Source organism: Bacillus sp. A1 (assembly GCF_042296235.1).
Lineage (GTDB): Bacteria > Bacillota > Bacilli > Bacillales > Bacillaceae > Bacillus > Bacillus velezensis.
Genome location: NZ_CP141181.1, coordinates 386,245 through 411,751, shown reverse-complemented (window position 1 = coordinate 411,751; position 25,507 = coordinate 386,245). Strand labels below are relative to the sequence as shown.

Annotated in this window: 24 protein-coding genes; 6 read left to right on the top strand and 18 right to left on the bottom strand. The window is 48.5% G+C overall.

Features of this window, described 5'->3' with window-relative positions; translation table 11 throughout:
* Window position 1: 1 nt before the first annotated feature.
* Genes U2H13_RS02090 through U2H13_RS02080 form a run of 3 tightly spaced genes read right to left on the bottom strand, consistent with a single transcriptional unit; the run spans window position 2 to window position 2,644 of the window.
* Entirely contained in the window at window positions 2–760 is a 759-nt protein-coding gene (locus U2H13_RS02090; protein ID WP_022552588.1) for an ABC transporter ATP-binding protein, read from the bottom strand.
* Window positions 754–1,701, bottom strand: coding sequence for an iron chelate uptake ABC transporter family permease subunit (locus U2H13_RS02085; protein ID WP_014416905.1), 948 nt, complete (start codon window positions 1,699–1,701; stop codon window positions 754–756). Before U2H13_RS02085 ends, U2H13_RS02090 begins: the two co-directional genes overlap by 7 nt.
* Window positions 1,691–2,644 (bottom strand): ABC transporter permease, encoded by a 954-nt coding sequence (locus tag U2H13_RS02080; protein ID WP_015239156.1) that lies wholly within the window; start codon window positions 2,642–2,644, stop codon window positions 1,691–1,693. Before U2H13_RS02080 ends, U2H13_RS02085 begins: the two co-directional genes overlap by 11 nt.
* 413 nt (window positions 2,645–3,057) lie before the next feature.
* On the opposite strand from U2H13_RS02080, the gene U2H13_RS02075 reads away from it, so the two are divergent.
* Window positions 3,058–4,422, top strand: a complete 1,365-nt coding sequence (locus U2H13_RS02075) for an aspartate kinase (RefSeq protein ID WP_014416903.1) — start codon at window positions 3,058–3,060, stop codon at window positions 4,420–4,422.
* A gap of 79 nt (window positions 4,423–4,501) precedes the next feature.
* Window positions 4,502–4,612 carry a YjcZ family sporulation protein gene (locus U2H13_RS02070; RefSeq protein WP_369878517.1) on the top strand — a complete coding sequence of 37 codons (111 nt, stop codon included), beginning with the start codon at window positions 4,502–4,504 and terminating at the stop codon, window positions 4,610–4,612.
* A gap of 149 nt (window positions 4,613–4,761) precedes the next feature.
* Here U2H13_RS02070 and U2H13_RS02065 read toward each other — a convergent pair whose 3' ends face one another.
* The 4 genes from U2H13_RS02065 to U2H13_RS02050 form a co-directional block, all read right to left on the bottom strand.
* The gene (locus U2H13_RS02065; RefSeq protein WP_103527149.1) at window positions 4,762–4,881 is read right to left on the bottom strand and encodes a PhrC/PhrF family phosphatase-inhibitory pheromone; all 120 of its coding nucleotides are present in this window, start codon (window positions 4,879–4,881) and stop codon (window positions 4,762–4,764) included.
* Entirely contained in the window at window positions 4,865–6,013 is a 1,149-nt protein-coding gene (locus tag U2H13_RS02060; RefSeq protein WP_014304340.1) for a Rap family tetratricopeptide repeat protein, read from the bottom strand. Before U2H13_RS02060 ends, U2H13_RS02065 begins: the two co-directional genes overlap by 17 nt.
* 158 nt (window positions 6,014–6,171) lie before the next feature.
* Complete coding sequence (locus U2H13_RS02055) at window positions 6,172–7,599, bottom strand: HAMP domain-containing sensor histidine kinase (RefSeq protein WP_103527150.1); 1,428 nt, start codon at window positions 7,597–7,599, stop codon at window positions 6,172–6,174.
* On the bottom strand, window positions 7,586–8,269 hold the full coding sequence (locus U2H13_RS02050; protein ID WP_014416901.1) for a response regulator transcription factor: 684 nt from the start codon (window positions 8,267–8,269) through the stop codon (window positions 7,586–7,588). Before U2H13_RS02050 ends, U2H13_RS02055 begins: the two co-directional genes overlap by 14 nt.
* A gap of 212 nt (window positions 8,270–8,481) precedes the next feature.
* Here U2H13_RS02050 and U2H13_RS02045 point away from each other — a divergent pair, with 212 nt between their 5' ends.
* Both U2H13_RS02045 and U2H13_RS02040 read left to right on the top strand, forming a co-directional pair.
* Entirely contained in the window at window positions 8,482–9,915 is a 1,434-nt protein-coding gene (locus tag U2H13_RS02045; RefSeq protein ID WP_121984533.1) for an ABC transporter permease, read from the top strand.
* Window positions 9,916–9,929: 14 nt separating this feature from the next.
* Window positions 9,930–10,613: an ABC transporter ATP-binding protein gene (locus U2H13_RS02040; protein WP_022552585.1), complete on the top strand. Its 684-nt coding sequence runs from the start codon at window positions 9,930–9,932 to the stop codon at window positions 10,611–10,613.
* Between the two features lie 137 nt (window positions 10,614–10,750).
* Here the strand turns inward: U2H13_RS02040 and U2H13_RS02035 are convergent, their stop codons facing one another.
* The 10 genes from U2H13_RS02035 to gerKA form a co-directional block, all read right to left on the bottom strand.
* Window positions 10,751–12,097 (bottom strand): MmgE/PrpD family protein, encoded by a 1,347-nt coding sequence (locus tag U2H13_RS02035; RefSeq protein WP_109566693.1) that lies wholly within the window; start codon window positions 12,095–12,097, stop codon window positions 10,751–10,753.
* Entirely contained in the window at window positions 12,094–13,245 is a 1,152-nt protein-coding gene (locus tag U2H13_RS02030; protein WP_053285475.1) for a M20 peptidase aminoacylase family protein, read from the bottom strand. Before U2H13_RS02030 ends, U2H13_RS02035 begins: the two co-directional genes overlap by 4 nt.
* Window positions 13,246–13,262: 17 nt before the next feature.
* A complete protein-coding gene (locus U2H13_RS02025) occupies window positions 13,263–14,012 on the bottom strand; it encodes an amino acid ABC transporter ATP-binding protein (protein ID WP_014416896.1) in 750 nt (249 codons plus the stop codon).
* Between the two features lie 13 nt (window positions 14,013–14,025).
* Window positions 14,026–14,700, bottom strand: coding sequence for an amino acid ABC transporter permease (locus U2H13_RS02020; RefSeq protein WP_007410261.1), 675 nt, complete (start codon window positions 14,698–14,700; stop codon window positions 14,026–14,028).
* 22 nt (window positions 14,701–14,722) lie between these two features.
* Window positions 14,723–15,514, bottom strand: a complete 792-nt coding sequence (locus tag U2H13_RS02015; RefSeq protein WP_121984534.1) for an amino acid ABC transporter substrate-binding protein — start codon at window positions 15,512–15,514, stop codon at window positions 14,723–14,725.
* A gap of 28 nt (window positions 15,515–15,542) precedes the next feature.
* Window positions 15,543–16,034: a GNAT family N-acetyltransferase gene (locus tag U2H13_RS02010; protein WP_003156352.1), complete on the bottom strand. Its 492-nt coding sequence runs from the start codon at window positions 16,032–16,034 to the stop codon at window positions 15,543–15,545.
* A gap of 13 nt (window positions 16,035–16,047) precedes the next feature.
* Window positions 16,048–17,373, bottom strand: coding sequence for an LLM class flavin-dependent oxidoreductase (locus tag U2H13_RS02005; RefSeq protein ID WP_121984544.1), 1,326 nt, complete (start codon window positions 17,371–17,373; stop codon window positions 16,048–16,050).
* Window positions 17,374–17,541: 168 nt separating this feature from the next.
* Window positions 17,542–18,660: a GerAB/ArcD/ProY family transporter gene (locus U2H13_RS02000; protein WP_109566691.1), complete on the bottom strand. Its 1,119-nt coding sequence runs from the start codon at window positions 18,658–18,660 to the stop codon at window positions 17,542–17,544.
* A 24-nt stretch (window positions 18,661–18,684) separates the two neighbouring features.
* Window positions 18,685–19,911: a Ger(x)C family spore germination protein gene (locus U2H13_RS01995; RefSeq protein WP_021495126.1), complete on the bottom strand. Its 1,227-nt coding sequence runs from the start codon at window positions 19,909–19,911 to the stop codon at window positions 18,685–18,687.
* Window positions 19,898–21,538 (bottom strand): spore germination protein GerKA, encoded by a 1,641-nt coding sequence (gene gerKA, locus U2H13_RS01990; RefSeq protein ID WP_103527156.1) that lies wholly within the window; start codon window positions 21,536–21,538, stop codon window positions 19,898–19,900. Before gerKA ends, U2H13_RS01995 begins: the two co-directional genes overlap by 14 nt.
* A gap of 121 nt (window positions 21,539–21,659) precedes the next feature.
* Between gerKA and U2H13_RS01985 the strand changes: the two genes are divergently transcribed.
* Window positions 21,660–21,881, top strand: coding sequence for a hypothetical protein (locus U2H13_RS01985; RefSeq protein ID WP_014720711.1), 222 nt, complete (start codon window positions 21,660–21,662; stop codon window positions 21,879–21,881).
* A gap of 92 nt (window positions 21,882–21,973) precedes the next feature.
* Here U2H13_RS01985 and U2H13_RS01980 read toward each other — a convergent pair whose 3' ends face one another.
* The gene (locus tag U2H13_RS01980; protein ID WP_014416887.1) at window positions 21,974–23,719 is read right to left on the bottom strand and encodes a right-handed parallel beta-helix repeat-containing protein; all 1,746 of its coding nucleotides are present in this window, start codon (window positions 23,717–23,719) and stop codon (window positions 21,974–21,976) included.
* A 278-nt stretch (window positions 23,720–23,997) separates the two neighbouring features.
* Here U2H13_RS01980 and U2H13_RS01975 point away from each other — a divergent pair, with 278 nt between their 5' ends.
* A complete protein-coding gene (locus U2H13_RS01975) occupies window positions 23,998–25,476 on the top strand; it encodes a peptide MFS transporter (protein ID WP_012116786.1) in 1,479 nt (492 codons plus the stop codon).
* Window positions 25,477–25,507 lie beyond the last annotated feature (31 nt).

Below are 25,507 nucleotides of genomic sequence, written 5' to 3'. Positions count from 1 at the left end.
TTTAAGAAAAGTACACACCGATCCGCTGACTGTCAATCTCTTGAATCGGGATGGTCATATCATAAATATCTTCAAGCACGGAGGTTTCAATGATCTCCTCCGCCGGCCCTTCTTTGACGATCCGGCCGTTTTTCAGTGCGACGATATGGTCTGAATATACGGATGCGAAGTTGATATCGTGAATCACTACGACGACCGTTTTTCCGAAGTCTTCCACAAGCCGCTTCAACAGCTTCATCATTTCAACGGAATGCTTCATATCTAAATTGTTCAGCGGCTCATCGAGAAAAATATAGTCGGTATCCTGAGCGATGATCATCGCGATAAATGCCCTCTGGCACTGGCCTCCGCTGAGCTGATCGAGGTATTTATCCTTTAAATCATCCAGCTTCATATAACTGAGGGCCTGGTTGATATGCACCCAATCTTCATCCGTCAGTTTCCCTTGGGAATACGGAAATCTGCCGAAGCTGACCAGGTCTTTAATTGTCAGTCTGATATTGATTTGGTTCGTCTGCTTCAAGATGCTGATTTTTTTCGCCAGATCGTTGCTTTTACAGGCCCCGATCTCTTGCCCGTCGACCGTGATTTCCCCGGAATCCGTCTTAATCAGCCGGCTCATGATAGACAGCAGCGTGCTTTTTCCCGCGCCGTTCGGACCGATAAATGAGGTGAGCCTGCCCTTTTGAATGGATAGAGACGTTTTCTCAAGGACGACTTTCCCTCCGTATTGTTTGCTTACATTTTTGACCTCTACCATGATTTATTCTCCTTTAACAGCAGATAGATAAAATAAATCCCGCCGGCAAAATTAATGATGACGCTCAGCGTCGTGGAAAACGTGAACACTTTCTCCACGACGAACTGGCCTCCGACGAGCGCGACGATGCTGATCAGGACAGAACCCGCGATTAAATACGTGTGCCTGTAGGTTTTTAAAAACTCTCTCGCCAGATTGACGACAAGCAGTCCTAAAAACATAATCGGCCCCACAAGAGCCGTAGAGACAGACACAAGAATGGCGACGACAATGAGCATCTGTTTCACAAGCTTATCGTAGTCAATCCCCAGGTTGACGGCGTGCTCCCTGCCGAGCGACAGCACGTCAAAAAACCGCGTGAACCGCCAGACATAAATGCCCGTCAGAAGAAAGACAGCACCGGCAAACCATAAAAGATCGGTGTTGATATTGTTAAAGCTGGCAAACATTTTGTCCTGAACAACCTGGAACTCATTCGGATCAATCAGCATCTGCATAAAGGATGACAGACTGTTGAACAGCGTGCCGAACACGACGCCGACAAGCAGAAGGAAAAACACGTTCCGCCCCTCGCCTTTAAACATGAGCTGATACAAAACGAGTGACAAGAGCACCATCAGCCCGACGGAGATGACGAAATTAAGATTTTTGTTCATCATGACGATATTCATTGAACCGAACAGGAACACGATGACGGTCTGAATGAGCATATACAGGGAATCGAGGCCTAAAATGCCCGGTGTCAGTATGCGGTTATTTGTAATCGTCTGGAAGATGACCGTTGAAAACGCGATCGCTCCTCCGGTAAGCATCATGGCAAGCACTTTGAAGCATCGTCTCGGCAGGGAGTATTCCCAATTGCCCAGTCCGTAGAACAGGAAGAATCCGATACATATCATGGCGAGCGCCGCCAGCAGCGTAATTTTTTTATTATGACTCATATGCTTTTCTCCTTAACAGCATATACAGGAAGATGCCGCTGCCGATAACACCGACCATCAGGCCGATGGAAATTTCGTACGGGAAGATGATCACCCTTCCCAAAATGTCGCAAAACAGCACAAAAACAGCGCCCAGCAGAGCGGTGTGAGGCAAGCTGCTCCTCAGGTTGTCCCCTTTGTAAATCGACACCATATTGGGAATGATCAAACCGAGAAACGGCAGCATCCCGACGGTCAGGATCACCAGTGAAGCGATGAGCGACACGATAATCAGACCGATATTAACGACGCGTTTGTATTTCAGGCCGAGATTGACGGAAAAGCTCTCTCCCATTCCCGCCACCGTAAATTTATCCGCATACACATAAGCGATGATCACCAGCGGGATACTCAGATATAAAAGCTCATACCGGCCTTTGACGACCAGTGAAAAATCTCCCTGCAGCCAAGATGACAGGTTTTGGATCAGATCGTATTTATATGCGATAAACGTGGCGATTGAGCTGACGATGTTCCCAAGCATTAAACCGACGAGAGGAATAAAAATCGCATCATTGAACTTGATTCTCTCGAGGATTTTCATGAAAAGGAAATTTCCCGCCAACGCGAAAACGAAAGCGATAGACATTTTCACAAGCGGACTCGCTGACGTAAAAAGCATTAATGAAATCAAAATTCCGAGCCTTGCCCAGTCCATCGTTCCCGCAGTCGTCGGCGATACAAATTTATTCCGGCTGATCTGCTGCATGATTAATCCGCAGATGCTCAGGCTCATGCCGGCGATGATAATGCTCACCAAACGCGGCAGCCGGCTGTCAAATAATGTACCTGCCTGTTCTTTATTTAAATGAAAAATATCCAGCGGCGACAAATCTTCTACACCGATAAATATAGAAGTACACGCCAAAACCGCCAGTAGCAAAAGTAAGTAACGTAGCTTCATGCTGCCTCCCTGCACCCATCACAAACGGTATGACTGATTGCCAAACAACTCCCATATATCCCACTCGTAATGATTATCATTATCAACGACAATTATAATCTTATCATCTTTCCAAGCGCAGTCAATACAGTTTTGCTTTCAAAAGCGGTCATCCGCGGGCCGTACACTAAATTGTCTTACAATCAGTCTATCAAGAATTTGCAGGATTTTCTATAACCTTCATTTGGCTGCTTATCATTTTTTGCACATGATGACACGCTTAAGGGAAACAAATCTGACAAACAGCGGCAAAATTCCTCCATGAAAATACAAATGTTCTCCCCACGTAGAAAAAATCCTTGATTTACATGTTTGAAAGAGAGATAATAAAAATTAAATTTGTGAGAAAATTTAAATATTAGGGGATGTAAATCATGAAAGTTGTAAAATTCGGAGGCAGCTCTCTTGCGTCAGGAGCCCAGCTTGAGAAAGTGTTTCAAATCGTGACGGCTGATCCCGCGCGGAAAGCCGTCGTCGTATCGGCACCGGGAAAACGCTTCTCGAACGATACAAAGGTGACGGATCTGTTAATCCGCTGTGCGGAGCATTATTTGCAAAAAGGTGCAGCACCCGAGCTTGCCGAAACGGTCATTGAACGGTACGCAGCCATCGCGCGGGAGCTGAACCTGGATTTCTCTATTATAGAAAGAATCCGCAGTGACCTATTCGCTCTCTTAAACAGCTGTAAAACCAATCCCGAACAATATATGGATGCGGTGAAGGCGAGCGGCGAGGACAACAACGCGAAGCTGATCGCAGCCTACTTCCGGCGCCAGGGCGTTAAAGCGGAATATGTAAGTCCGAAAGAAGCGGGGCTGTTTGTGACGAATGAACCCGGAAGCGCGCAGGTGCTCCCTGAGTCTTATGATCATTTGTACCGTCTGAGAAACCGTGAAGGCTTGATCATTTTTCCGGGATTTTTCGGTTACACGAAGGAGCATGAGATTGTGACGTTTTCCCGGAGCGGTTCTGATATTACCGGCTCCATTCTCGCCAACGGCTTAAAAGCTGACCTGTACGAAAACTTTACTGATGTGGACGCCGTCTATTCCGTCAACCCGTCAATCGTGCGGCATCCGAAAGAAATTAACGAACTGACGTATCGGGAAATGCGTGAGCTCTCCTATGCCGGATTTTCCGTTTTTCATGATGAAGCGCTGATTCCCGCATTTCGGGCCGGCATCCCCGTTCAGATTAAGAATACGAATAATCCGGATGCGAAAGGAACACGCGTCGTCAGCAGCCGTGACAATACGAACGGGCCAGTCATCGGCATCGCAAGCGACACGGGCTTTTGCAGCATTTACATAAGCAAATATTTAATGAACCGGGAAATCGGTTTCGGCCGCAAAGCCCTTCACATTTTGGAGGAAGAAGGATTGACGTATGAACACGTTCCATCCGGCATTGACGACATCACAATCATCCTTCGGCACAATCAGATGGACTCAGAACTGGAACACAGGCTCGTCACCCGTCTGAAGCAGGAGCTTCAAGCAGATGAAGTCACAGTCAGGCACAATCTGGCGCTGATTATGGTCGTCGGGGAAGCGATGCGCCATAATGTCGGCACAACCGCCAGGGCATCCAAAGCACTGTCGGAAGCCGGCGTCAACATCGAGATGATCAATCAAGGGTCCTCGGAAGTCAGCATGATGTTCGGAGTGAAAGAAGAACAGGAAAAACACGCGGTGCGGGCGCTGTATGACGAATTTTTCGCCGGAGTCTTACTCTCATAGGACACCGCCTCTTTTTTCTCTTGTCCACTAATATCCCTTACAAAGCAGCTTCTTTTACATATTGTATGGTATAGACAATATGGAGGTGAAGCTCATGTCAGGATATTCAGGAGTCAGCTCTTTCGCTTTGATCGTTGTTTTATTTATCCTGTTGATTATTGTTGGTACTGCCTTCGTTGGCGGTTTCTAAGCATCACTCCGTCTATATGAGGACGCTGCGGGTTTTGACCTGCGGCGTTTTCTTTTGTTTTCCGCCGCTGTCCGAGTCCGGCCGCGCAAAAAAAAGACTGCCGGGAACATTCTCGGGCAGTCTTTTCCTTTGTTCAGGTTATTTTCTTCTCACGTCATTCCTCTTTCAGCTACATGGAATTCAGACTGATTTGTCTGGCCTGCACCTGTCACTGTAAAAATCGCGGCGGCTGCTAAACAAATAACAAACCATTTAGATTTCAATTTCATACAAACCCTCACTCCTTTGTATTTGTTTCCTTGCCTCTTCGACTTTCAGAAAATAGTCAGAAGAAATTTTAAAGCAATTTTGTTCATAGTAATATTTAGCTGCTTCTAGTGCTAAATCCTCTATATCGGCGTATAAATTTTTATCTTCCAGGTAACGGAAACACGCGCTGATTGTTTCCTCATCCGGTTTCGCCTGATACAGAGCCTGCAGCCATTCGAATTTTACCGTGTAAACGGGATCGTCTGTTTCTTTAGCATATTCATATCCCCGCTTGTGATATTCCGACGCTTTTTCTTTTTTTCCGAGTTTAAAGTAAATGAGTGTGATTAGAAAATATGCTTGAGGAAGAGAATTGACGATTCTTTGTGATTCAAATGTATCGACCGCCCGTTCAAAGTACGGAATCGCTTCACCGATGCGGTCCTGATTGTAGTAGCACAGTCCGAGGTTATACAGCGCCCTCCCGACAAGCTGCGCTTTTTGTTCTTTTTCGGCCATTTGCAGAGCGTGCTGAAAATGTTTGGCCGCCTGTTCAAAGCGCCTTTCATCCATTAAATTGACGCCGAATACAAAATGGCATTGAATGATCCGGACGTTATATGTGTCCTGCTCTACGTAAATTTCATAAGCGTTTTTTATATGTATCAAAGAAAAATACGTTTGTTTCATATGATAATAAGCTTCGGCCACTTTAAAATAAAACTCCGCCCGTTCCACGTGGTCCGATACGAAGGCCAGTTTTTTCTCAGCTTGTTTATAATATGTAATCGCTGAGATAAATTCTCTTTTATCAAATTCAAACATGCCTTTGAAAAAGTTGACGTAATAATCGAGAAGCCCTTTGAGGCCGGCCTGGCTGTTATCAATGTTATCAAGAATTTCCGACAGGGTCGGCTGGTCTTCTATCTTCAGTTTTTCCAGCGGCTCCAAGTAGTCCAGCATCAGCTGATGGCGAAATTCCATGAGGGAATAATAAAGCACTAAGTTCGAATCAGGCTCCATACGGTCAAGCTCTTGTTTGATCTCGGCTTTCAAGATCTCCGCATCCGGCACGCTGAATGTTCTGATGTATCGATACCACTCGTTAATTTTCTGCCCGACTGCTGAAGAAGGAATTAACCCGCTCTTCATTCCTTCACCCTCCCCATCCAAGACCTGTTTACCAGTTATTTTATCACGTTTCCGTCTCTTTCCATCCCGAAAAACACGCAAACTTTGTTTCGGCAGAGCGCAATTTTCCGAGTGGAGTTAAAACAGACGGCGGCCAGACGGGACCGCCGGTTTCAAGATTATTCATTTTTCGTATTCAGCGGAAGGCGGATTGTAAAGGTCGTGCCTTTTCCTTTTTCGCTGTCAATATCTATCGTGCCTTTGTGCATTTCGACGAGCTGCCTGACGATGGACAGGCCGAGTCCGTATTCGCCGTATGCCGTATTCCTCCGGGACACGTCCGCCTTATAAAACCGCTCCCATATATGCTCAATTTCCTCTTTGGAGATGCCGATCCCGGTGTCTTCGATTTCAATCACCGTTTCTTTATAGCCTTCATACCCGCGCAGCGTGATGTCTCCCTTTTGCGTAAATTGTATGCTGTTTTTCGTGATGTTGACGAGAATCTGGATCAGCCTGTCATAATCGGCGAACACTTTGACGCCGTCCTCCACTTGAATCCGCAGCTGATTTTGTTTTTCCTCCGCCTGCTGATTGAGATGCTCTTTAATAATTTCAAACACCTCGATGAGCGGCAGGCTGAGCTTGTCCAGTTTGATTTGCTGGGATCTGATTTTTTCATAATCCAGATTTTCTTTCACGAGCCTGAGCATCCGCTTCGTTTCTTCGCTGATCAGCGAGAAGCATTTCTCTTTATCTTTTTCCGGGATGGTGTTGCTGTTAAGCCCCTCCACAAGTCCGTTAATGGTCGTCAAAGGCGTTCTCAGCTCATGGGAGACATCGGCGATAAATTGGCGCCTCCGTTTTTCCAGGCGGTCAATCTGCTCTCTTGATTGCTTTAGATTTTTGGCCATGGTGTTGAAATCGGACGCCAGCATGCCGATTTCATCGCCGCCGCTGTTCTTGAGCGAAATATCGTAATCACCGGATGCCACTTTTCCGGTCGCATCCCGCAATGTCTGAATCCGCTTGACGTGAAATTTAGATAAAAGCCAGCTCAGCAGAATCGTGATGATAAGGGTGCTGATGATCGCGTAAATCATATAGCGGTTGACCTGGCTGATCATCTGCTCGACCCCTCTGACGGGAGACACGAGCAGCACCGCTCCTTTAAATTGATCGTTGATAAAAAGCGGTTTTGCAACAAGCGATACTTCCAAGCCTTCCGTATTAAAACGGTTCATCTCCGCTCTGATCTGAACGGTTTTCCCTTGCTTCAGCATGTGCCACTCTTTACTTTTCAGCTTCTCGCGCGGCGGCATATCGTCAGGAAAAAAGTAAGGCTGCTGATGTTCATCAAAAATAATAAATCTGGTCTCGCGCGTTTTTAACATGTCCTGATACGGATACAGGCGGCGCAGATCAAGATCGCGGCTGTTCAGCTCACTTGTGATCTGTTGGGCGTAAGATGACAGCTCATCCACTTTATTTTGATACGCAAAATCTTTCACAAAGTGCGAAAACAGGGAAATGATGATGAAAAAGGCCAAAATCAAAATGCTGACATGGCTTAACAGCAGCTGATATAAGTATTTAATCCTCATCAAATTTGTATCCTACCCCCCACACCGTGTATAAAAACGGTTTTTCGTCACTGGACAGTTTTTTGCGCAGCCGTTTAATATGAACATCAACCGTACGTTCATCGCCGTAAAATTGATAGCCCCACACCTGCTCAAGCAGCTGCTCTCTCGAAAAAACCTGGCGCGGGTTTTGTGCGAGATAAAAGAGCAGATCGAATTCCTTCGGCGTCAGATTCTCGACAGGTTTTCCGTGCAGAAACACTTCCCGCGTCTTCTTATTGATTGAAAAACACGCCGTTTCGATCAAGTCGTCGCTTTTTACGGCCTGCCCCGTCGCCCGGTATCTTCTAATCACCGCTTTAATCCGCGCTACTAGTGTCAGCGGGCTGAACGGCTTGGTGACATAGTCGTCGGCCCCCATTTCAAACCCGATCACCTGATCAGACTCCGTGTCCTTTGCGGTCAGCATAATAATCGGCACACTGCTCGTCTCTCTTATTTTCCGGCAGATCGTCACTCCGTCCATGGATGGGAGCATAATGTCCAGAATGACCAAATCCCAGTCCTCTTCCGTGAACCGCTGATAGCCTTCCACTCCGTCATGGACAAATTCGGCTTCAAATCCTTCTTTAAAAAAGAACATTTCCGTCATGGTGCATACGCTTATATTATCTTCTATCATTAATATCTTCATTTGTTCCTCCGCTTATCTTGACGCTTTTTCTTATAATAGCACCATTTTACCCGGATGTTTTCGGGTTTCACAAATGTTAGTTTTTATTTCATCACCCGGAAATAGTTTGTTCATATTTTTTTCATACATTTCTCCTACTATATACATATCGGATGGCCGGTGCTAAAGAAGGCCGGTTTTACAAGATCTGACATCCATACGGAGGAACAGACATGAACTTTATAAAAAGAGCCTTTTGGAGCATGAAGGCAAAAAAGGGAAAAACATTTTTGCAGCTGGTTGTGTTTTCAGTGATTTGCATTTTTGCCCTGTCCGGTCTTGCGATCCAGTCAGCGGCAAAGAAATCAAGCGAACTGGCAAGGCAGCAGCTCGGCGGGAGCGTCACACTCCAGGCTGACCGCCAAAAGCAAATGGCGCAGCAGCAAAAAGACGGTGAAAAGAGGACGTTTGAATCAACACCGATTTCCGTCTCAGATGCCAAGAAGCTTACATCTTTACAGCATGTTAAAAATTACAACTTCCTCACGACAGCGTCAGCAAATGCAGAAAGCTTTGATGCGATAAAAAGCTCAGGCGAATCAGCCGATAACAGTTCCGGCGCCGGCCGTTTTCAAGGTGGCGGAAGACAGATGATTTCAGCGAATATCTCGATCGAAGGCGTGCTCTCTACGGCATTGCTTGATGATTTCACGGACGGGAGCTCAAAAATCACTGACGGACGCGCCATCACAAAAACAGATGCGGACGCAAAAGTCGCCGTGATTAATGAAACGCTGGCAGATCAAAACAAGCTGAAGGTCGGCGGCTCCATTACCGTTTCCTCAGCAGCGGATGATTCTGTGAAAACGAAGCTTAAAATTGTGGGAATCTATAAAACAACATCATCAGGAGACGATCAGGCACAGCATTTTTCATTCTTAAATCCTGACAATAAAATCTATACGCCTTACACCGCCGCGGCGGCGTTAAAAGGGTCTGATAACAAAAACAAAATCAGCTCAGCCGTTTATTATATGGATGATGCCAAATATATTGACTCATTCGTTGCGGCTGCGAAAAAAACATCTGTAGATGATAAAACCTACGCGCTGACGACAAATGATCAGGTGTATCAGCAAATGGTCGGCCCGATTGAAAATGTCGCGTCATTTTCTAAAAACGTGGTATACCTTGTATCCATCGCGGGCGCGGTCATTCTTGGGTTGATCGTGACGATGTCGATCAGGGAACGCAAGTATGAAATGGGTGTCTTGATGGCGATCGGCGAAAAGCGCTGGAAGCTCATCGGACAATTCTTAACGGAAATTCTGGTTGTCGCGGTTATCGCCATCGGGATCGCATCCGTCACGGGCAGCCTTGTGGCGAATCAGCTCGGAAATCAGCTTCTTTCCCAGCAGGTCAGCTCAGCCGATGATTCGCAGCAAACAAGCGGCTGGGGCGGAGGAGAAATGCCGCGGGGAGGCGGCATGTTCGGTCAGCATTCATCCGGCGCGGATGTCATCAGTACAATGCAGGTAAACGTCTCGCTGAATGACCTTCTGATTCTTAGCGGGATCGGCGTCGCAATTGCCGTCATTGCCACATTACTGCCGTCTGTATCAGTCATGCGGCTTCACCCTAAAACGATCCTGACCAAGCAGGAATAAGAGGAGGCAGCATAATGAGCCTATTAACCTTTCAACAGACCGGCTACTGGTACCAAGACAAATCACAGCCGCTGTTTCAGGATATAACGATCAGCTTTGAAAAAGGGAAGTTTTATACAATTGTCGGTGCCTCCGGAACGGGAAAAACAACGTTTCTGTCTCTGGCGGGCGGCCTTGACACACCTAAAGAGGGAAGCATCCTTTATAACGGAGAAGACATCTCCAAAATCGGATTAACCAAATTCAGAAATCAATATGTCTCTATCGTCTTTCAATCTTATCATCTGATCCCGTATATGACGGCGCTCCAAAATGTCACAACGGCGATGGAGATCACCGGCTCTAAGGAGAACAACAAAGATGCGTTCGCGCTCAGCATGCTGAAAAAAGTCGGCTTCACCGAACAGCAGGCCCGTCAGCGGGTGCTGACATTAAGCGGCGGACAGCAGCAGCGCGTTTCAATTGCGCGGGCTTTCTGCTGTGACACGGATTTGATTTGCGCGGACGAGCCGACGGGAAATCTCGACGAGGATACGTCAAAGGAAATCGTCCGGCTCTTTCAGGACTTGGCGCATAAAGACGGCAAATGCGTCATCATGGTTACGCACGACGAACAAATTGCCAAAGTTTCGGATATCAACATCCGCTTATCAAGAGGAGGTTTCACGGTAAAAGAAAACGGCACGGCCGTTTCCTGATACCGCGCCCCTGCCAGCGCAGACAGGGGCGCACCCTATATCCCCCTATTCAGCAGACAGGGGCGCACCCTATATCCCCCTATTCAATAGAAGTGAACGTAAAAAGAGCGAGGGCTGCATCCCCCCGCTCTTTTTATTTATATCAGCTGTAAATAACGGTCCATATTTGATTGTCCGGCTGCTTTGATCAATTCTTCCGCCTTTTCCTCTTCCCCCGGCAAAGCGAGCCGGAGTTTGTCTTCAATGTCTTTTTCAGAAAGGCCGTTTCCCGGCGCTCCCTTCGGACAGTCGATACGTGTTTCATAGACATGACCGCCGGAAGCCGTAACCCGTACAATTGTAAAACGGCCCTTCGGAACGGCGTTTTCAGCCGGCAGAATTTGGTCATCGGAGCTGCGGTGAATCCGCTCAAATCCTTTTTGAAAGGATTCCGGAATCGGCTCGGATGTGAAATGTTCAACTGAAAAATCCTTACCGTGCAAAGCTAAGGTGATCACATATTCCACGCTGAACCGTCCCGCTTCGCCTGTTTTCGGGCGCCGTTCTGTCAATGCGGCGTCCCCGCCCGGCGGATAAATCACGTCGATCCGTTCCGTTTGGCCGAAAGTGAGACCATGTTCGGCCTTCAGCTTGAGAATGGCGTCCGCCGCATGATGAGCCGCCGAGCAAAACGGATAAACCTTAAACCAAAGTCCCGGGCTCACAATCCGCCAAGGTTTTCCCCACCCGTTTACAAGCAGGGTTTCTGCCCGTTCAAGATCGCCGTACAGTCCGAAAAAACCTTTCTCCCCGTCGAGCGCATGAACTGAGCCGCCGAAACCGGCCTTTGCAAGCGTTACGGCGAACAACCCGGCTTGAGCAGCCAGTCCGGCGTGGAGCGGCTTCATTTCTGTCCCGAATTGCACTCTCATGCCTCCGGAGCGGGCAGCCGCAAACCCGATTGCTTTCTGCAATTGGGTTTGATTCAGATTCTCCGCGAATCCGACGGCGCATGCGGCCGCAATGGCACCTAACGTTCCTGTATTGTGCCAGCCTTTCTCGTAATGATGCCTTCCAGCTGACTCACCGAGCCGCGCCATCACTTCGATTCCCGTCACATAAGCACCGAGAAAACGGCTTTTGTCTATACGGCCGGCTGATGCGGCTGCAATCAAAGCCGGAAGGATGACTGCGCTCGGATGTCCTCTTACATCAGAATGAACATCATCAAAATCAAGCGCATGTGCGATGAAGCCGTTAATGAGCGCGGATTGGGACGGCGCGGTTTTTTGATTTCTGCCGATAAGCGGCGCTATCGGCACCCCGCCTTCTTCTTCGGCCAGTTTTACCAGCTTTTCAACTCCTTTATCCCGTCTCCCCGCAAAGGCTGCCGCTGTAAAATCAAGCAGTCCTTTGCGCGCTTCTTTCATCGCTTCAGCGGATGTTTCCGGCACAGACGACATGACGGCCTGAGCAAGCCCGGCCGTCAGATTTTCCGTATTCAATCCGTCTGCTCCAATACGTTGACGGTCAGCCGGGCGAAAAACTCAGCCGCTGCCGGGAGCGCTTTTTCGTCGAGTGTGAAGGCGGGATGGTGCCATTCTTCTGTTCCGTTTGTTCCCATCCAGACGAAGAAGCCGGGGATTTTTTCTTGATATAACGCGAAGTCTTCGCCGCCGGGCGACTGTTCTGCCCGAACGGTTTGAAGCCCGAGATCTTCAGCCGTTTGTTCCGCCGCCTGAATGAAACGGGCGTCGTTCATCACTGACGGAAGGTAAGGATACCAGCGGAATTCGGCTTCTGCCCCGAACCCTGCCGCGATTCCTTCGGCAACCCGCTTCATATGTTTCGGAACAGCGTCACGCGCTTCCTTTTGAAACGTCCGGACGGTGCCTTCCATTTCAACATGGTCCGGGATGACATTCCAAGAGCTGCCGCCCTGAACTCTTGTGATGCTGACGACGGCATTGTGAAGCGAGCTGATATTTCTGCTGACAACTGATTGCAAGCCGCCGATGATCTGTCCTGCCGCCTGAATCGGATCAATGCTGTTATCAGGGATTCCGGCGTGGCCGCCTTTTCCTTTAACAGTGATTTCAAAGCGGTCGACACTCGCCATCAGCGGGCCTTCTTTCAGACCGACCGTGCCGACGGGGAGGTCAGGTTTGTTATGCATGCCGAATATCGCCGATACACCGTCAAGCGCGCCGGCTTCAATGACCTGTCTTGCTCCGGCGGCGATTTCTTCCGCGGGCTGAAAAATAAACCGCACCGTTCCTTTCAGCTCATGCTTTCTCTCATTTAATAAAAAAGCCGTGCCGAGAATAGATGCCGTATGGAAATCATGGCCGCAGGCGTGCATCACGCCGCTGTTTCGCGAAGCAAACGGAAGGTTTGTTTTCTCTTCGATCGGCAATGCGTCGATGTCCGCTCTGACGGCGATGACGGGGCCGCTTTTGTCTCCTTTGATTTCAGCGATCACTCCGGTTTGAAGTTTCGGCACATCAAGAACCGTGATTCCTTCTTCCTCCAGCCAACGGCGGATTTTATTCGTCGTTTCGTATTCCTCGCCTGACAGCTCAGGGTGTTCATGAAGGTCGCGGCGGATATTGATTAAACGTTTGTTTAATGATTCATACGTTTCATTTGCCATTTCTTCTTCTTCCCTTCTTAGACAAGTTCGGCAGGCTCTCCCACTTGCTTAATGAATTTTTTCGTCCGTTCGTTCTGCGGATTGTCAAACAGCTCTTCCGGCGTTCCCTGTTCGATGATGCGTCCGTCTGCCATAAAAATAACCTTGTCGGCCACTTCACGAGCAAAAGCCATCTCATGCGTGACAATGATCATGGTTGTCTGTTTTTCGGCAATTGATTTGATGACTTGGAGCACTCCGGCTACAAGCTCAGGGTCAAGGGCCGAAGTCGGTTCATCCAGTAAAATCGCGTGAGGATCAACGGCCAAGGCGCGCGCAATCCCGATCCGCTGCTGCTGCCCGCCTGACATCGTAATCGGGTAGCTGTCCGCTTTGTGTTCTAAACCGACTTGCCGCAGCAGATCCATACCGATCTGTTCCGCTTCTTTTTTCGGTTTCTTTTGCGCGGTGATCAGCGCCTCTGTCACATTTTGCAGGGCGGTTTTGTTTTTGAACAGGTTGTAATTCTGAAACACCATCGCCGTCTGCTGGCGAAGCTTATGAACGTCTTTGCGCGAATAGGACGAGGCATTCAGCTTTGCATCACCGATTTCAATGATGCCGTCATCCGGGCGCTCCAGCAGATTCAAACAACGGAGGAGCGTTGATTTTCCCGAGCCTGACGGGCCGATGATGGCCGTGACTTCGCCGCTTTTGATCTCAAGATCGATCCCGTCAAGTACGGTAAGGTCTTTAAATGCTTTTCGAATATGTCTGACTTGTATCATCCTGAGCCTCCTCCTATGTGCGATAAGGCTTGCTGATCGCCCGTTCGAGCAGATCCTGCAGCACACTGTAAATAATCGTAAGAATCCAGTACATGACCGCGACGGCTAAATACGTCTCAAAATATTTGAGGTTGCCTGATGCGTACATTTTTCCTTGGGCGAACATTTCCATCACTCCTAATGTAAAGGCGAGCGATGTTTCTTTTAACAGGCCGATAAACGTATTTCCCGTCGCGGGAAGCGCGTTTCTGACGGCTTGCGGGAAAATGATCCGTCTGTACGCCTGGGATTTTGTCATTCCGACAGACAGACAGGCTTCAAGCTGCCCCTCATCGACTGAGTTGAGCGCCGCGCGGAAGATTTCAGCCAAGTAGGCGGCATTTTTCAGGCTTAACCCGATAATCGCCGCAGTTAACGCCGTCATCTTGCTCATTCCGGGAAACAGCTGAGGCAGGCCGTAATAAATTAAGAAAAGCTGCACGAGCGTCGGCACGCCCCGGAAAAATGAAATATACACCTTTGACAGCTGGTGAAGCACAGGAACACGATTTTTTGTGATAAGCGCTAATATAAGGCCGCCGATCACGGCAAATACCATGGCCGCGACGGCCATAAGTAATGTGATCGGCAAGGCTTCGATTAACGCGGGAAAAGCTGAAAACATAAATCCCCAATCAATGCTGTTCATTCTCGATTTTCACCGCCGTTTCTTAATGCTTTGCTTCCGTTGTGATATCTTCGTTAAAGTACTTTTCAGACAGCGTTTTCAGAGTGCCGTCTTTCCGCAGGTCTTCAATGGCTTTGTTTACTTTTTTGCGGATTTTATCGTGAGCCGCATCTTTCGCAAACGGGAAAGCGACTTTTTCATAGACAATCGGGTCTCCTGCTAATTTCAGAGGCAGACCGGTCTTTTTGATCTGGGCGATCAGGACGCTGCGGCTGTTTACATAAGCGTCAACCCGTCCGTAAGCCACGTCTTTCAGCGTGCCTTCTTGTGTTTCATATGTTTTAATGTTGATTTTTTTATCCGGGTCCTTGCTCTCAAGGTTTTTCGCGTGGTTTGAGCCCAGAACGGCCGCCACTGTTTTTCCTTTTAGATCGTTGACTGATTTGATGTCTTTGTTATCGTTTTTGACGACGATTTGAGTGCCCGCATACGAATACGGTTCTGTGAAGTTATACGTTTTCTTGCGTTCGTCCGTGACAGCGACCTGGTTAGAGATGGTATCGAGTTTGCCGGTCTGGAGCTCTCCCATCAGACCGCTGAATTCAAGCAGCTTCCAGTCCAGTTTCATGTTGATTTTTTTCGCGACGGCTTCCATGACATCCACGTCAAAGCCGGTCAGCTTGCCGTTTTCTTTATATGCGAACGGATAGCTTTGTCCGGTGGCGCCTACATGCAGTACGTTATCGCCGCCTTCGCTTTCTTTTCCGTTTCCGCATGCTGATAAGACCGCCAAAAGCGCGGCAGACAGCAGCAAAGCCCATGTTTTCTTCTTCATTGAAATCCCGCCTTTTCCTATTAAAATGTTAATCCTGCAATTGTTTTTTTAAATAAATGGTGATGTGCCCTTTTCCTAAATCCTTTTCGCCTGCACGGACGTAGCCTTTCCGCTCGTACATGCCGATCAGCCACGGATGCTTGTCCGCTGTGCCCAGTGACACGAAAGGCGCTTTTAATGTATCGCGGAGCACTGTATTCTCCAGCCACTCCAGCATGTCCGAGCCCGTCCCTTTTTTTCCGGTTTCAGGATCGACGGCGAACCACCAAATATGAGGGACACCATACGGCCCGGGATTCGGCCCCCACGGCATCCGCAGAGAAATCGTCGCCAGAATCCGTCCGTCTTCTTCCAAAACGTAACAGGCGTTTTTTTGTATGTTATTCAAAACGAGCTCCTTATCCGCCGTGGCAGCGGCAAAGTTGATGCCGAGCTTGCGGATCGGTTCATACGCCCGCAGTGTCAGTGAAAGCAGCTCATCAGCGTCTGCCTCCGTTGCGAGCCGGTATTGTCTTGACATGATGAGCCCTCCTTTAGCCGGCATATCGGTTTGCCGGTTTTTCCAGTCCGAAATGTTCTCTGAGCGTCGTTCCTTCATACTCTTTTCTGAACACGCCCCGTTCTTGTAAAATCGGAATCACTTTGTCTACAAAAAGAGTGAGACCTTCAGGCAAAAGCGGCGGCATGATGTTAAAACCGTCACAAGCTTGTTTTCCGACCCATTCTTCCATCTTATCGGCAAGCTGTTCCGGCGTTCCGACAAAGATATGATGGCCTCTTGAACCCGCCACATATTTGTAAAGTTCGCGGATGGTCATGTTATCGCGTTTGGCCATCTCCTGAACGAGCTTGAACCGGCTTTTAACGGCATTCGACGCATCCGCATCCAATTCAGGCAGCGGGCCGTCAAGCGGGAAGGCGGAAAGGTCGACGCCGCCCAGATAGTTTTGCAGAATGTTCAGGCCGACAGACGGAATGATGAGGTCTTGGAGCTCTTCATATTTTGCCTTTGCTTCTTCTTCGGTATCGGCGATAACGGGAAAAATTCCCGGCATGATCGCGATTTTTTCAGGATCACGGCCGAAAGAAGCCGCTTGTTCTTTAATAGATTGATAGAATTCCTGCGCGGATTCCAAATGATTTTGCGCGGTGAAAATGACCTCCGCCGTTTTGGCGGCCAGCGCTTTTCCGTCTCCTGATGATCCGGCCTGAATAATGACCGGGCGCCCTTGAGGTGTGCGGGCGACATTTAACGGCCCTCTCACGGAGAAATATGTTCCTTTATGGTTCAATTCATGCATTTTGTCTTTATCGAAAAATGCTCCTGATTCTTTGTCACGGATAAAGGCGTCTTCCTCCCACGAATCCCATAATCCTTTGACGACTTCAACGAATTCTTCCGCGCGCTGATATCTGAGATGGTGCTCAAGATGCTTTTCGCCGCTGAAATTAAGCGCGGTCGATTCAATCGAAGATGTGACGACATTCCAGCCCGCGCGGCCGTTGGAAAGATGATCAAGCGATGCAAATTGTCTCGCGATATGGAACGGTTCGCTGTATGTGGTAGACGCGGTCGCCGTCAGACCGATGCGGGATGTGACCTGAGCGAGCGCCGACAGCAGCGTAAACGGCTCAAAGCGCGTCAGCACATTCGGATGTGATTTGCCGTCTATTGATAAACTGTCCGCCAAAAACAGCATGTCCAATTTCCCCCGCTCAGCCGTTTTCGCCAGTTCTTTGAAATAATCCAAATTCATGCTCGCGTCCGCCGGTGCCTGAGGATGTCTCCAAGAAGCGACATGATGGCCGGTGCCCGCGAGAAACACACCGAGTTTGATTTCTTTTTTCTTTGTCATGATGGATCTCCTTCTATTCTGAAATACGGTTCGGAAAATATTAACACCACTAAACCTATATTTCCTAGTAATTTTATAAGAATAAATCAAAATGTACAATTGTCAGGCAAGTTTGTCAATGCATTAAGACAAAAATCATGATATTTAAAAAAACCCGGCGCACCGGCCGGGTTATTTCTTCGAAACTGTATAGACGGTCCCTTTGACCTTTTTCTTAATAACGGCAATGATAAGCAGCAAAACGGGGAACAGCACTTGAAATGGAAGATGAATATAGATCGGCACAATGTTTAAGCCTTCATTCATGTGTTCCGAAAAATTGCTTGCGATGCTGATGGAGAGAATCAGCACCCCCAATCCGACCGGAAAGGCCAGCTGGGACGGATTTTTTTCTTTAAACAGCGTGGACACGCCCACGACAACCGCATATGTAAAAAGGCTGACTTTGAAAAAACCGCCGATGACGAGCACGAGCATGAAAAAGACATCCAGCCGGTCTAAAAACTCTTCCACTTTAATTGTCTGTATGGTGCTCAGCAGCGGAAATTGAGAGCGGAGCATTAAGTTGACGTCCAGCACACAAATATTAATCGCCACTGACATTGCCAAAATCAGGCCGCTGATGATAATCGCCAGAAATCCGGTTTTCTTCACCTTTTTCCGATCTTTTAAATAAGGGAAAATCATGACAAACACGATTAATTCACCGAACGGGATGAACATCGTCTGTTTAAACACGGAATAAATGACCGTTCCTGCACCCTCCGCTAAAACGGGCTGGAGAAATCTGAGGTTTATCGTGCCTGAGCTGATAATGAGGATCAGCCCGACGGCTGTCAGGAAATACATAATGCCAAACAGCAGCTCGCCGGCTCTCGCTATCACTTCAATTCCCTTTCTGACCGCAAATATCGCGGCGATCATCAGCATGGCATTCACAATTAAAAGCGGCGTGTCCTGGTAGGCGAAGGTGACAAGCATTTCGCCAAAATCCCGCAATACGCGGGCCGCGATATAAGCAAAATAGAGAATATAAAGAAGGGAGACAGCCCAGCTCAGATGTCTGCCGATCAGTTCGTTCATGTAATCTCTCGGAGAAGACTCAGGAAAAAATTGATACAGCGCCTGATAAACGTAGAAAAGTCCGAGACCGATAACGCACCCGAGAAGCACGGACAGCCACGCATCCCGCCCGGCCATCGTGCCCGGCGGGATCAATAACGAACTGCCCAATTCAAACAAAATGATCATAATAAACAGCTGACGCGTGCCGATTTTCGCATTTTCCATACGCTTCGCTCCTTTCTCCTCAAATCAATCATGCTCAAGCTTGTCTGAGAGAGGATTATTCCGCAAGCCCGTTCTTCTGATAATGACTTCCGTTTTGACATCTACGGGGAGATTGGGGAAATATTCTTCATCCCACTTCCCTTTGAACTTTTTCCATTTGTCCGGATGCTTCCGATAGATCAGGTCTCCGAAGCCGACGAAGTCATTCTTATGGGCTTTTATATCTTCAATCGATTTGGTGATATCTTTCTCAAGCTGCACGCTGAGCGCCTTTTGCATCGTCATCAGCACTTGCGGATCAGACAGATGGAAAGGGTATCTGACAGCGTCCACCAGCCCCTCGACCTGAGCATGCACGTGAATATACGGTTTTCCGTTCGGAAAAGTGGCCGTCACCTTTGTATTCTGGCGGGTGACCTGCAGACTGATTGCATGCTTCACGTTCTTCCAATCCGCATTGATGAACGTATGTTTGATCCTATTGAGCAGCCATACAGCCCCCACACTGTCGTCATCCTCAATCCAGTAATCCAGCCTCCCATCCTTTTTGAACACCGCCAGTCCGTCCGCTGACAGCACTGCTTTCGGTTCAGTCGTCTGCGTATTTTCCATCGTAGGACCGGCTTTATCGTCTCCGTGCATTTCATAACCAGGAATAAACGGCGACCCGGTCGGAGAAGCGAGATCAATCAGAACGTCCTGAAGGCTGGTTTTAATGACTCTGCCGTATTGTTCCTGCGTGAAGCTGAGCGTCTTGTTCACTTTATTGGAAGGGATTTTATCAATCGGCGTCAGCACTTTAATAATGTCTTCAGCCTTGCAATTATGCGCGATCACAACGGTTGCAGTCGTCCTGAATTCGGTGTCGCGGTCAAGATTGTCCAGAATAAAACTGAGCCCTTCCTCTTTCGCCAGTTTTTCACTGAACACCACGAGATTCGTATGCGCAAAATAGAGCCTTCTGGACACTTTCATCGAGCCTTTTCTCAAAGCTTCCGTCATATTGTCTCCGGACACCGAATAGACGGAAACCGGAGGCCGGTCTCCCGCTCCGCCGCCCTGCAGACCGCCGGCCACATTTCCCGGATTGATAATTTGAAAATGAAGGACATATTTTCCCGTTTCGGTCCGGTCAATACCGATGGCGGAGATCACCGCCAAATCGGTCAGCTCCCTTTTATCCCAGCATCCGGATACAAACATAAGGGAAACCATCGTACAAAGGATAAGCATCCATTTACGTCTTTTCATTACCGTCGCCCTCTTCTAGATCTTTATTAACCATTCCTCTGGATGTCTCCGGTTTCGGTCTTTGATGTTCCCCTTGGCGCCTGTTGTTTTCCTGCACGAGCAGTCCCGGCCTTTTTTCATCCGCCCATAACGGAGCGCGGAGGAGGGAATCTTTCAGCCCGCCCGGGGTTAAAGGAGCGAGCGGGGACATATACGGAAATCCGAATGAACGCAGGCCGCACAGATGGACAAACATCATGATAATGCCCAGAATCAGCCCGTAAAATCCCATAACCGCCGCCGACAGAATAAAGAGAAACCGGATCAGCCGCGCAGATATCGCCATGTCAAAAGCCGGGGTCGCAAAGCTGGCAATCGCCGTCAGCGCGACGACGATAACCATGGCCGGGGAGACGATGCCGGCCTGCACGGCGGCCTGGCCGATGACAAGCGCTCCGACGATGGAAACAGCGGAGCCGACAACTCTCGGAAGCCGGACACCCGCCTCCCTGAGAATCTCAAAGGTCACTTCCATCGTCAGCGCTTCAATCACGGCCGGGAACGGCACGGTCTCCCGCTGGGCCGCGATGACAATCAGCAGCTGGGTCGGAATCATTTCCTGGTGAAAGGTCGTCGCCGCCACATAAATCCCCGGCGCCACCAGTGAAATGAAGAAGATCAAAACCCGCAGCACCCTGATGCTAGTGGCGATATCAAATCGTGAATAATAATCCTCAACGGATTGAAAAAATTGAATAAATAATGCCGGCGCGAGGAGAACGAACGGCGTTCCGTCCACGACAATCGCAAATCGTCCTTCCAGCAGATTCCCCGCCACAACGTCCGGCCGCTCTGTATGATATACGGTGGGAAACACAGAAAACGGCGCGTCTTCAATGAGCTGTTCAATGTAGCCGGATTCCAGAATGCTGTCGATGTCAATGTGCTTCAGCCGCTTGCGGACTTCCTTAATCAGCTTTTTATCGCAAATTCCGTTAATATACATCAGCGCGACATCCGTATTCGTTTCGTGTCCGATCTCCATTTTTTCAACCCATACATCAGGCGTTTTTACATACCTGCGGATCATGGAAATATTGGTTTGCAGAGATTCAGTGAATCCCTGCCGCGGGCCGCGGAAAGAGACCTGGGTGCTCGGCTCTTGAATGGACCGGTGCTCCCCCCCTTCCGTGCTGGCGATCAGCGCCTTGTCAGCCCCGTCGACAAAAATGAGCGTGCTGCCCGCCACCAGCCCGGCATAAAGACTTTTCCATTTTTCTTCCTCTTTCACCCCGCCGATCGCAAGCGTTTTATCGTATATCAGGCAGACTGCTTGTTCCGGCTGAACGGACGGGATGTCGATTAAATCCTCCAGAAGGGATTGGCTGACGAGCTGTTCGTCTACCAAACCGGCGATATACACAATTGCGGCCGGAAGCTCTTCTTTTCCGATTTTCAGCCGGCGGATGACGACATCGGCACTGTTGCCGAACCTCTCAGACAGTTTCTTCATATTTTGCTTTAAGCTGAGGGAGATCGGCTCATCCCGCTCTTTGTCCGGCTGGCTGTCCGCTTCTTTTCTGCCTTCATTGTCACGGTCGTTTTGATCGGCTTTTTTTTGTTTCTTCTGCTTAAAAAATGGCGGCATATCGCAAAAAACCTTTCCTCGTTTTTTTCATATTCTTCCTTTACGGCAAAAGATTATGCACGGCGGAAAGTCTGTATAAGTTCTGCGTAATCGAAAAGGATAAAAAGGGAGAGTGATGCGCATGAAAATATTGGGGGTTTCATTTTTTTTGCTTGCTGCCTGTCTGATCATTTCAGTAACGATGGATATGCTGCAAGGTTTCAGTTTCTATGGAGCGGTCCAAAACAACCTGTCCGCTTTTAAATTGACCACCTTCTCAGAATGGCTGATGCTGTTTTTATTCGCCCTCTTTTTAATCAGAGAAATGATCGTTTTATATAAATCAGGTAAAAAAGATGCCTGACAGGCGCACGGCTGTATTGTGTCAAAAAAGAACACATCCCTCCTTCTTTCGGAGTTCATGTGTTCTTTTTATGTTTCCGGCGCAGATTGTTTTCAGATGACGATATTTCCGCTTTCCGTATCTGTCGTGTGTTTCACAATGACGCCTTTGATAATGCGGTTGCCGATAATTTTAGTACTTGCGGAGGAATTGGTTTGGATGGCGGAAGCAGAAGCGGCGGAAAGGTTGTTGATGGTATTGCCCGACACGAGGGAATTGGAGGCTCCGTTCAGATAGATGCCGATCGGGCTGCCCGCCGTTCGGTTGATCGTAAGCGTATTGTCTATGACTTCATGCGTGCCTGAGTTCAGATACACGGTAACGATAAGCGGTGATGATTCAAAGCGGTTGCTGATGACAGAGGTTCCCGAGGATGTTGAACTGAATACGGGATAGTTTTTATAGTTCTTAAAGAGATTGCCTTTGATGACAGCCCTGGCGTCATTTGTCACAGATACGGCATAGGACTCCGCGGCGCCCTGATACGCATTCGGAATCAGCGTATTTCCTTCAATAACGGCATTTCCGCCTGTGACCCATATGCCCCGGCTGAACGATGTCAGCACATTTTGTTTTACGGTGATATTGCCGGCCGACATGCTGATTCCGTCTGTCACCTGATTCAGAGTGTTATTCGTAAAGACGGCGTTTTCCGACAGCGTCGCCCGCATCCCCGTGCTTCGTCTCGTTTCGGAACGTCCGTTTTCAATGACATTGCCGTCAACGGTCACATCTTCTGCCTGATAGACGGAAATGCCCGTATTTTCAAATTGATTGATTTTGTTATGGGTGACGAGGACGCTTTTTCCCCTTACATCTATTCCGGTGGAAAAACCGGTAATCAGATTGTTGGAAATGACGGCATTGCTGCTGTCCTGTCCTTGTGACACACCTTGTCCGGCAACTGCGGTCCTTGAGCCGCCGTCTGACCGAAAGAAAACATTCCCCGAAATGACGGTATGTGCCCCATACCCGTAGCTGATTGTGTTATCGGAATGATTTCCTTCAATTAACACATTATATCCGTTAAAGTTGGTGACTGAGCTTGCGGCGTTTCCGGAAAAAAAGTTGTTGCGGACCGTAATATGAAGAGCTTCTTCATAATCAATATCGCCTTCTCCGTACGATTCAATATCGATTCCGAATTTCGGAGCCGTTCCGTTCCCTTGCCCGGCGTCTTCAATTACACATTCTTCCACCGTAACGGTATTGCAGCCGGTGATTGAAATGTTGTTCCGCCTTGACTGCCTGATCTCACAGCGGCGGATGGTCACCTGTTCTGAAGTTTCGTAATCACTGTTTGTTTTTAACCCGAGCGGGCTGACAATAATGCCGTCTCCCGTAAAATCGGAAATCTTCACATTTTCGATCAGCACATTGCTGCTGCCTTCAATACAGATTCCAAACCCCCATTCATGGGTCGACCGCAAAGGGACATTGGTATACGTGTGTTCATCCCGTTCCCCGATGATCCGGCCGCCGGTGATGGTGACATTTTCACGCCTGCCTATATAGAAAGCCGAGTAGCCCCAGGAGCTGTTCGGCGCCACTTTAATCGTGCATTCCGGATCTAAAACGATGGTGAGATGGCTCGGCACGTTAATCCCGGCGTTCCGAAACGGCTGGCTTCTGTCCCCGCCAAGCGTGCCGTTGATTTTATACGTTCCGGGCGGAAAAAACACCGTATGACAGCCTTCGCTGACGGCCCTGGCCAAGCATTGGTTGATGGCGCCCGTCACGTCGGTTTTTCCGTCTGCCGCCACACCGCAATCCGTAATATCCAATATACGATTCGGCAAGTGATAATCTCCTCCTTCCTCTCTTATTGTCATCTTATTCCGCCATATCCCGCTCCGCCTGTACATACTTTAAATTTTATTAAAAAAGTTTATAAAGATAGTTTAGTCAGATAATATAACAAAATAAGTCATTGGAATTAGGAAAATTCGTCTATATTCAACGTTTTAATATCTTTTCATTCTGGAATTTTTTGAATTCAGTATAAATTATATTGACACAAGTATTATATAAGAATATGATTTTTGTAATACACTTTTTTAAGAAAGGGTTGGCTCAGGTGGCATCTATTGATAAGGACTCTATAACAGAAACTGTGCCGCAACGAGGCTTTTTCGGTCATCCCCGCGGCTTGTTCACACTGTTTTTCACCGAATTTTGGGAGCGTTTCTCCTACTATGGTATGAGAGCCATATTGCTTTACTATTTATACACGGAAGTCGCTCATGGCGGTCTCGGCTTTGATAAAACGACCGCAGTTGCCATCATGTCCATATACGGGTCTCTCGTATACATGTCGAGCGTCATCGGCGGATGGCTGGCCGACCGGGTATTCGGCACGGCAAACACCGTATTTTACGGCGGAATTTTAATTATGTTCGGGCACATCGCTCTTGCCTTCCCTGGCAGCACGGCGGCGTTTTTCACCAGCATGGCTCTGATCATTATCGGAACCGGCCTGCTTAAACCAAACGTATCCAGCGTTGTCGGAGATTTATATACGAAGGAAGACGAGCGCCGCGACTCAGGTTTCAGCATCTTTTACATGGGCATCAACCTCGGCGGATTGCTTGCGCCGCTAATTGTCGGAACACTCGGACAGAAGTACAACTACCACTTAGGCTTCGGATGCGCCGCGGCCGGTATGTTCCTCGGACTGATTGTTTTCGCTCTTACGAGAAAGAAATACCTCGGCAAAGCAGGCTCCAATGTACCGAATCCGATTTCTAAATCATCAGTGATCGGCACGGGAATCGGAGTGGTCATCGCAGCAGCCGTTATCATCGTTCTGATCCAAACCGGCTGGCTGACGATCCAGCGTGTGATTGACACCGTCAGTATCCTCGGCATTGTCATTCCGGTCATTTACTTTATCGTGATGTTCACGAGCAAAAAAGCGACGAAAACGGAAAAATCAAGGCTTGCGGCTTATGTTCCGCTGTTTGTTGCAGCGGCAATGTTCTGGGCGATTCAGGAGCAGGGCGCGACGATTCTTGCTTTATATGCGGATCAGCGCACGAGACTTTCCTTTGCGGGCATGCATCTTGAGTCTTCATGGTTCCAGTCTCTGAATCCATTATTCATCGTTATTTTCGCGCCGGTGTTCGCCTGGATCTGGATGAAGCTCGGCAAACGCCAGCCTTCAACACCGATTAAATTCGCGATCGGCATTATCCTTGCCGGATTATCATTTTTAGTCATGGTGCTTCCGGTTATGGGCGGAAGCGGCGAGCTTGTGAGCCCGCTTTGGCTTGTGCTCAGCTTCCTTTTGGTTGTGCTTGGTGAGCTTTGCCTTTCACCGGTCGGTTTATCCGTCACAACGAAACTTGCGCCTGCCGCTTTCTCAGCGCAGACGATGAGCATGTGGTTTTTAACAAACGCCTGCGGTCAAGCCCTGAACGCAAAAGTAGTCGGTTTGTTTGATAAGATTTCTGAAGCGGCCTACTTCGGCTCAATCGGTCTTGTTTCGATCATTCTCGGTATTATTTTGATTCTTCTGTCTCCCGTCATTAAACGGGCGATGAAAGGCGTACAATAAAAGAAAAGCCTGCGGAATCGTCCGCAGGCTT